This is a genomic window from Pantoea sp. B9002 (genome assembly GCF_013385945.1).
Lineage (GTDB): Bacteria > Pseudomonadota > Gammaproteobacteria > Enterobacterales > Enterobacteriaceae > Pantoea.
Genome location: NZ_JACAPA010000062.1, coordinates 1 through 1,631, shown reverse-complemented (window position 1 = coordinate 1,631; position 1,631 = coordinate 1). Strand labels below are relative to the sequence as shown.

Genomic DNA, 1,631 nt, shown 5'->3' with positions numbered 1-1,631 from the left:
CCTTCCGGCGCCGTGCCTTCCAGCCGCGGCGTGCGGTCGTTAGTGTAGGCACCTCGGCCCAGCTCCACGCTCGGCGAGGACGGGTCGTTGCCCACGTCGTCAATGATGCGGTCAAAGGTCCCCGCCGGGGCCGTTACGTCCAGCTCTACCACGAAGTCGCTGGTGGTGCCTTCGCTCCCCGCCACGGACGCCTTGATGCGGTACTCGCGCTCGCCGTCGGCCAGCGCCACTGGCATTGACCAGCGGCCATCCGGGCCTGAGATCACGGTGCCAAACGGCACGTCGTCAATAAACACGCTCACCAGCGAGTTTGGCGTCGCGCGGCCGTGCAGCACCGGCGTCACGTCGTTGATCACGCCGCCACTGCCCACTTCCAGCGGATCTGCGTTCGCGTCACCGACCAGATGGGTGATGCTGATTCCCACGCCCGAGGTATCAACGGTGAAGTTCAGCGCCGGGCTTGCCGGACCGGTGTTGCCGGCCAGGTCGGTCACTTCGGCCGTCAGGGTGTGGCTGCCGTTGCTCAGCTCCGGAACCGGGAAGCTCCAGCCGCCGCCCGGCTGCACGATGGCCGTGCCGACGATGTCGCCCGCGCCGTTGCGGATAGTCACGGTGCCGCCGAATTCATTCGAGGTGCCGCGGAAGGTCGGGGTGCTGTCATCGGTGCGCTCGCCGTCGCGGATAGCGCCGGTGCTGCCCACGTCGTCCCACAGCTCGATGCCGACCGGTGCAACCGGCGGCACGGTGTCAATTACGATCTGCCAGTCGCCGGTGGTGCCGCTTTCGTTACCCGCCGCATTTTTCGCCGAGACGTTCAGGTTATAGGTGCCGTCCGCCAGCGCCGCATCCGGGTTCCAGCTCCACTCGCCGTCGGTGACGGTCGCCGAGCCGATGATGTTGCCCGGACCAGGGCCGTTGCGGATGATAATTTCCGTCCCGTCTACGCCGGTGCCTTTCATCAGCGGGGTGCTGTCGTTGGTGTGGTAGCCCGACTGGATCAGCTCAGCGCTGTCACCGTTGTCGTTGTACACGCCGTCAACGCCTGGAACGCCCGGACGGCCGCCTGCGCCGATGGTGAAGTCCAGCGAGTCGGTACGGGCAGATTCGTTACCCGCGGTGTCACGCACGGCAATAGAAATGCTGTAGTCGCCGTTCAGCAGCGGGGCATCAGGGATCCAGCTCCAGGTGCCGTCAGCCAGCACGACAGTGCTGCCGATAGCGCGCTCGCCGTTATAGATAACCACGATGTCACCTTCGTCCAGGGTTGAGCCCTTAAACTCCGGCTGTGCATCGTCGGTGGTGCTGTCGGCGTTGATCCAGCCGGTGCGGTCGCCCTGGTCATCCCAGGCGCCTTCGAACGGACCGTCAGGACCGATTCCCGGACGCGGGTTGGCCGGTGCCACGGTGTCGATTTCAAACACGAACTCGTTGCTTGGCTCGCTGCGGTTGCCTGCGCCATCCTCAACGATAATCACTACGCGGTGCTCACCTTCGCCCAGGTCGGTGACCGGCTCATAGGACCAGGTGCCGCCCGGCTGTACGATGGCCGTGCCTACCAGCGCTGGCGGCGTGGTCGCCTGATCGTAGATATAAACGGTGTCGCCTTCTTCCAGTCCGGCGCCGCGGAACTC

At 65.6% G+C, this 1,631-nt stretch carries 1 protein-coding gene; it reads right to left on the bottom strand.

The annotated features are described in order from the left end of the window. The coding region (locus tag HX773_RS24420; protein WP_255433315.1) for an Ig-like domain-containing protein at positions 1 to 1,631 on the bottom strand (1,631 nt) is incomplete at both ends.